The organism is Fibrobacter sp. UWH5 (genome assembly GCF_900142505.1).
Classification (GTDB): Bacteria; Fibrobacterota; Fibrobacteria; order Fibrobacterales; family Fibrobacteraceae; genus Fibrobacter.
The window spans coordinates 537,124-543,607 of record NZ_FRBB01000001.1 but is presented as its reverse complement, the minus strand read 5'-3'; the positions used below and the strand labels follow the sequence as shown (position 1 = coordinate 543,607).

General features: G+C 46.0%; 5 protein-coding genes and 1 pseudogene. All 6 read right to left on the bottom strand.

The window, feature by feature from the left end:
* Window positions 1–81: 81 nt before the first annotated feature.
* Window positions 82–963: a hypothetical protein gene (locus BUB38_RS02345; protein ID WP_139258161.1), complete on the bottom strand. Its 882-nt coding sequence runs from the start codon at window positions 961–963 to the stop codon at window positions 82–84.
* Window positions 964–1,152: 189 nt separating this feature from the next.
* The gene (locus tag BUB38_RS02340) at window positions 1,153–1,992 is read right to left on the bottom strand and encodes a hypothetical protein (protein WP_073156440.1); all 840 of its coding nucleotides are present in this window, start codon (window positions 1,990–1,992) and stop codon (window positions 1,153–1,155) included.
* A 166-nt stretch (window positions 1,993–2,158) separates the two neighbouring features.
* Window positions 2,159–2,674, bottom strand: coding sequence for a hypothetical protein (locus BUB38_RS16700; protein WP_073156437.1), 516 nt, complete (start codon window positions 2,672–2,674; stop codon window positions 2,159–2,161).
* 368 nt (window positions 2,675–3,042) lie between these two features.
* Window positions 3,043–3,943, bottom strand: a pseudogene (locus tag BUB38_RS16930) (hypothetical protein); the annotation flags it as partial.
* Between the two features lie 239 nt (window positions 3,944–4,182).
* A complete protein-coding gene (locus BUB38_RS02320) occupies window positions 4,183–4,932 on the bottom strand; it encodes a hydroxymethylpyrimidine/phosphomethylpyrimidine kinase (RefSeq protein ID WP_254793639.1) in 750 nt (249 codons plus the stop codon).
* A gap of 150 nt (window positions 4,933–5,082) precedes the next feature.
* Window positions 5,083–6,387: an MgtC/SapB family protein gene (locus tag BUB38_RS02315; protein ID WP_073156430.1), complete on the bottom strand. Its 1,305-nt coding sequence runs from the start codon at window positions 6,385–6,387 to the stop codon at window positions 5,083–5,085.
* Between the last annotated feature and the right edge of the window lie 97 nt (window positions 6,388–6,484).

Sequence of the window (6,484 nt, the reverse complement as noted above, 5' to 3'; positions counted from 1 at the left end):
TCCTAACACAGAAAACTACGTAAAATAAAAAAAAAATATATATAATTTGTAAAGAGTTTTTTCTACAAATTTACACAAAATCTACAAGTTGTTTTCACCATAGAAGACTGATACGCTATCATTCGAGAAAATTATCGGAAACGATTCACCTTGTCGGCCAAATTGTATCTCAAGCCAATTTTTCCTATCTATTCCACCATTTTCCAAAAGCCGATAAACTCTATCATCTATCTGCAATTTAGGTCCCCAGAATCGGATTTCTGACATTTGCTTCACCCATATTGAATCAAGAATTTCTTGTTTTTCATTCAATAATTTTAAGGTATCCGAATCTATGGCAAGACATATAAAAGAAGAATCCCTGTAATAGAAATCTAAACATCTCCCTTTCCACATCATACTCGACATTTCCACTTCTTTCAATAATTTCTCTTTATCATCTAGATAGAAATAAAATCTTCTAACCGCCGAGACGGAACCTTCCTCATTGGAATAAAACGTATTTATTTGCATTTTACTATCTATCGAATCAATAGAAACTTTTTCATCAGATATTTCCAAATCTTCAACAACATTTTTGTCAAAATTCCATTTTAACGCTTTGTTCACTTTAAATGGAGGAAATTTATAATCATAAAAAATCAAATTTGTTTTATCTAATTGAAACACACATGCTCCACAAGGTGTTGACGGAGCTACAAGTTCTCTTAGAACTTCTTCTCTATACATATTTACTAAGAAAAACTTTGACTCAACCAAATTCCATTCAGTATCATATCCCTGAAGATATGATGAATAGGATTCCACCAAGTTCTCATAATCCACATTCAACAAAGCTAATGAGTCACTATACACAGCAACAAGCGAAACACGTACTCTAGAATCAACAACCTTATCATCTCTAGAACATGCACTAAATAACAGCATAGAGATCATTAACAAACAATATACCATCTTTTTCATCTTATTATAAAGATAGTTATAAGAACAAAAAAATATCAAGATGCTTTAAAAAAACATTGAATAGCAATAAGCCGGGCGTTGCGGGTGCGGCGTCTGAGCACCCGCTCGAAGGGGTGATGAGCTATAAGCGCAAGCGTGTGCGAACCAGGGGAAGGCTTTCCCCTATATTCTTGCAAATTTACATGAAATTTACAATTTGTCCGATTCGTATATAAAACTATTGCCAACTCCATCCGTGATTTTTAGATTACCGGAATCAGAATGTTCAATATCATACAAATAGTGTAAGGATACATTCTCCCCATCATACAAGCCCCATATTTTTCCATTATAGATATATCGGCCTTTAAAAAACACATAATGTTCATCACCAACATGCAAAGAGTCAACAATATCCCCCTCACTATCAAGAACCATCATATAACAATCCTTTATCTGCAAACAATAGAGTCCTCTTTCGTCTTGCATCACATCACTGCACTCATAATTTACGTATTCAGCCATGGATATTTGACCATTTCCCCAATTCGCATACCCCTTACGTACATAATAATTATCACTCCTTATTGAAGCACCGCCTTTGACGACATTTGTAGGAAGCGTCTCTCGCGAAACTACAGACCAATTTTCCAATACATTAGAATGATAATTCCACGCCGAGGCTTTAGTTAATTCCGACCTTCCATTTTTTTCATAATACCAATAAAATAGAAGCAGAGAATCCGAGATAACAACCCAATTCATAGGTGTTGAAAGCGGATAATCAACCTCCTTATAAATTTTTTCTTCTCGCATATCTACATAAACATATTTTCTGCCAACAACATCAGTTCTTTCGTCCATACCCGAAATGTATGACGAATAGAATTCCACTTTTTCATTAGACTCCACTAAAAGAAGTCCAGTGGTATCATCAACCAATGTTACAAACTCAACAGAATTAAACCGGTCTATCACCCGTTCTTCGTAGGAACACGCTACCAAAAAGAGCAATGCAACAAAGGATACACAGATTAACAAATTCTTCATGTTTTAAATATAGCTCTATACAACATAAAATCAAGACAAAAAGGACTGCATCGCTGCAGTCCTTTGAATGTTTGGGTTCGCAGGTCTGGATCCTTCGCGCTTACGCACTCAGGATGACGTTTACGTTACACTTCCTCAATGGAAGCATGATACTCCTGCAAGCTCTTCACTTCGCCCTTGCCAGCCTTGGCGGCCGCAATGCCCTTGACGGTGTCGAGAACGGCGGCGAGAGTGGTGATGTAAGGAGTCTTGTATTGGACGCCTTTGGCGTCCGTACTGCGGTTCGGTCATACAAAAATAGCTTGCAAAGCGCAAGCATTTTTGTGCGACGCTCACCTTGCGTACTATTGATGGCAGCCTTACGGATGGCGCATGGGCATAGCCCAAATGCTTGGCTCAGCCATGCCAGAAAACAAGTTTTCTGTCGCGGCATTCGCCTTGTGCATTTGTCATCGGCAACAGCGCCGCGGCGAGCCCACGGGGTGTTGATGATGAGGTTCACCTGCTTGTTCAGGATGACATCCAGAACGTTGGGGCGGCCTTCGGCGATCTTGTTCACCACTTCGCACTTGACGCCAGCCTTTTCGTAGAACTTGGCAGTGCCTTCGGTTGCGTAGATCTTGAAGCCCAGTTCCTGGAAAACACCGTAAGCCGAGTGCAGCGGCCACGCTTGCGTGGACATTGCCGAGGCGAAGGTGTTTCTGTAAACGCTGACCCACTTCGATGGCCTGGTCGCAGAGGTTGGTCTTGTCGGACAAACTAATCAGCACGGCACCGGAAGACGGGAGGATAGAACCTGCAGCTTCCTGGCTCTTGTAGTAAGCCAGGGCGAAGTCTTCGGAGAGGCCCAGCACTTCACCGGTGGAACGCATTTCAGGGCCGAGAACCGGGTCAACCTTGGGGAACTTGTCAAACGGGAACACAGCTTCCTTGGCGCCGTGGTGCTTGAAAACCCTTAAGCCGAGTGTCGCGGGCAAGCTTGCTTGCACATGACCGAGGCACATTGGGTTTCTACAACTTCTTGTCCTTCAGCTTCAGATCTTCCAGCTTTTCACCCATCATGAGGCGGGTAGCAAGGCGGGCCATCTGAGTGTTACAGACCTTGGAAACTAGAGGCACGGTACGAGATGCGCGGGGGTTGGCTTCGAGAACGAAAACCTTGTCGTCTTCAATAGCGTACTGCATGTTCATGAGACCGCAAAACGTCTCAAGGTGAGTGTCGCGACAGACCGCTTGCGGGCTGGCATGACCGAACCGAAGACGTTTTTGGAAACGTGGAGGGATTCAGCAAAACACCGCAAGGCGAGTGCAGCGACTGTGCTTGCACGGGCGTTGCCGAGCCGAGGTGTTTCTAGAATCTTGCGAGTGTAATCCTTGATGGTCTTCAGGTTGGACGCCTACGGCGTCCGCTGCTGCGCTCGGTCATAAAAATAAACAAGTTTATTTTTGCGACACTCGCTTGCAAGCTATTTGCCTCGGTAATGGTCTCCGGCGGGATAATGCAGGCGGAGTCACCGGAGTGGACACCTGCAAGTTCCACGTGTTCCATCACGGACGGAATGTAAACGTGTTCGCCATCAGAGAGGGCGTCGGCTTCGCATTCCAGAGCGTTGTGGAGGAAATGGTCGATGAGGAGCGGGCGATCCGGGGTAATGCCAACAGCCTTGGCAACGTATTCGCGGAGCATGTTTTCGTCGTAGATGACTTCCATGCCGCGGCCACCAAGCACGAAGCTGGGGCGGATCATCACAGGGTAGCCACCGATCTGCTTGACGCAAGCCAGGGCTTCGTCGATGTTGGTAGCCATGCCGCTTTCGGGCATGGGGATTTCCAGCTGGTCCATCATCTTGCGGAACAGGTCGCGGTCTTCAGCGATATCGATGGAATCGATGCTGGTACCGAGAATCTTCACGCCTTCGTCGCTGAGAGCGCGGGCGATGTTCAGCGGAGTAATCTTTTGGACGTTCCCCGCGCTCCGCACGGGTCGGGCTATATTTTATGGGTTGTCCGGTTCACTCCGCAACCACCGTGATCATATATAGCAAACTAATTATCATATTGCAGACAAAATAAAATTATTTTTTTTCGTATCTCATTTATACAAAATGTCCACTCGTCTAATTTGAGTATTTCTTTATACAAAAAGACCAGCTTTTTTCAAGCCGGCCTTTTTTCATTTGGATGCATAATTTAACGTACAAATCCCAGTCTGCCTTCCCCGCTCTGCAGATATTGATTCATATAATCCTTTGCAATCTTGCAGGCCTCGGGCAGAGGCTTACCTAGAGCCACATTGGCAAGAATGGCAGAACTCAAGACACAGCCGGTGCCGTGCTTTCCACAGCCAGGCAAGCGGGGACTTGCAAACTTGTATTCGGCACCATCCATAATCAAGGTATCTACGGAATCAGCGCCTTCTGCATGTCCGCCCTTCAAAAGCACCGCGCAATCCTTCCCCATCTGGATTTCGCCTTTTTGCTGCGCCGCTTCCAGACCGAGGAACTTGTATTCATCTGCATTAGGCGTTACCAAGTCAATCATCTTCATGACCGGCAAGAATTCTGCGGCATCACGCATAAAATGGAATCCAGCGCTGGCGCTAGCAATGGGATCCCACACAATAAAGGCGTCCGGCGACTTTTCACGAACAAACTCCACAATACGTTTCAGAATCTTGGCCTTTTCTACCAGACCTATTTTCACGTACTTAAAAGTATGCTTTCGGAAGAGCGTTTCCAACTGGGCTTCGATTCGTTCCCAGATAACCCAACCAGGCGCCACAAACTCATCTTCATTCTGTTCGGTCAGAGCCGTGCAGACAGCCTGGCCATACACCCCAAAATGAGCCATGGTCTTAATGTCAGAAATAAAACCCGCACCGGCGCTACCGTCAAAACCGGCAATGGTCAAAGCATAAATCATATCGTTATTTTCAGCCATGAAATCCTCGAAAAGCATTCCTAACGACAAGTAAGATAAATAAAAAAAGCCTAACAGGCCATATTTTTAAAAAGGAGAAGAAATAAAAAATATTTATGCAGACAAGAATTTCATATTGTGTAAAGAAATGAATTATAAATCAGTCTGCCGCTAGAAATAAACTGCAATCAAGGCAGCCGTCGTCACACAGATCAGCACAACCGCAGGCACAATAGGCTTGCGCATGCTCTTGGCCCCAAGGAAGAATACCAGGCCACCCTTAGTCAACGTGTTGGCGAGACTGGCAAAGAGGAACGCCAGCACCAGTTCCCGTACAGGCAATCCAGACTTCAAATGCATATCGATTACGGAGAATGCCACCGCATCCATCTCGGCGGCACCGCCAAGGAAACTGCAGGCCAAAAGAGCACCGGCCCCCAGATAGACTCGGGCGGCATTAGCCACAAACATCACCGCGGTAAATACAACGCCAAACTTAATAGCCGGCAAAAGTTTGAAGGGATTAGAAAATCCAGCGGAATGTTCCTGGCGCTTACGGCTGGTACGCAGTTTCAGGAACAGCGCATAAGCCAAGCTGGGCACCACAGGAACCAGCAACGGCAATGCCAAGGGGCCAGCAAGGCTTCCACTCAAGGCAATGCAAATCAAATACAGACGCACATACATCACCGACCAGCTGAGAACGATTCCCAAGGTAAAGTCAGACGCATACGCTTCGTTTTCGCGACTGCGGCCTGCCAAATTCAAAGTGAGAGCCGTACTGCTGGCAATGCCCCCAAGAACTCCGGTCAGCCAGATTCCCTTACCCGGGCCCACAATCTTGATAAGCACGTAGCCTACAAAACCGATGCCAGAAATAAACACCACAAAAAGCCAGATGGTATGGGGGTTCAGAACTTGCAGTCCCGCAGGCCCATAAGCCTGATTAGGAAGGAAGGGCAACACCAGCGCAGAAATCACAGCAAACTTTACCGTGGCTAGCACATCTTCGCGGGAAAGTTTTTTCGCAAAATCATGAAGCTGCTGTTTAACCGTAAGAATCCAGAGCATCACCACCATAATGACGCAAGATTCCAACAGTTTGCCGTACCAGCACAAGGCCCCAAGCAAATACACAATTACAAGAGCCACGCTGGTGGTAATGCCCGCCGCAGGGGCAGCACCCCCTTCAGAACCTACAGACGATTCCACGTGATGGCTCAGTCCAAAAGCTATATGGGACGCCACCAGCAAAAGACCAATCACAATAAAGCCTGCGACAAAGGGTGCAGCACTTTCCATCAGGCCACACAACATGGCCACCATGGCACCGCCAAGCCCTACCAAAGTAAACGTACGAACACCCGCCGGATGACGATCCGTCGCATCGAAATAGGTATGCTCGCGCTGCAAGCCAATAATCAAGCCGATACCAATAGCAGCCACGAGTTTGTAGAATACGTTAAACTCAAGCATAATGCTAATCTATATACGGCCTTCCAAAAAAGGAAACCATGTCATATAAAAAAAAGGACTTGCCTTAAACAATCTGGGCAAATCCTTAGTCCAACTT